The organism is Rhizobium sp. FKY42, assembly GCF_005222835.1.
In the GTDB taxonomy this organism is placed as follows: domain Bacteria; phylum Pseudomonadota; class Alphaproteobacteria; order Rhizobiales; family Rhizobiaceae; genus Neorhizobium.
Window position 1 is genome coordinate 1,707 of the sequence record NZ_STGA01000067.1, and the last position, 608, is coordinate 2,314.

Annotated in this window: 1 protein-coding gene; it reads right to left on the reverse strand. The window is 56.9% G+C overall.

The window, feature by feature from the left end; all coding sequences use genetic code 11:
* A partial coding sequence (locus E8M78_RS23650; RefSeq protein ID WP_281405083.1) for a calcium-binding protein occupies positions 1-608 on the reverse strand: 608 nt, incomplete at both ends.

Here is a 608-nt window from a genome sequence, read left to right on the forward strand (position 1 = left end):
AGACCAGCTTGTCGTTATAGCCGCTCCAGTTGGCTTCGGTGATCGTGTCGTTGCCGTCGCCGCGGGCATAGACGTAGGTGTCATCACCGCCGCCGCCATTGACCACGTCGTTGCCAAGGCCGCCGGTGTAGGTCTCGGCGGCATTGAAGCCCGTGATCGTGTCATTGCCAACTGTCTGTCTTGCTTCAATTGCCTTGGCGCGGATCATAGCCGCATTCCATGTTGTGCCATCGGCAAAGACGATGTTCTCTACTCCACGACCATCATCCTGTATCAGAGTGGCAACCAGTTTGATCGAACCTGCATCGCCCGCACCGGGGGCACTTTCAGCGATTGAAATTGTCAGATCCGTTCCGGCATATGTGAGGCTCACATCAGCCGGATTGATATTGGTGAGGACCAGCTTGTCGTTATAGCCGCTCCAGTTGGCTTCGGTGATCGTGTCGTTGCCGTCGCCGCGTGCGTAGACATAGGTGTCATCACCAGCACCGCCATTGATGGCGTCGTCGCCACGGCCGCCAGTGTAAGTGTCGGCGGTATTGAAGCCCGTGATCGTGTCATTGCCAACTGTCTGTCTTGCTTCAATTGCCTTGGCGCGGATCATAGCC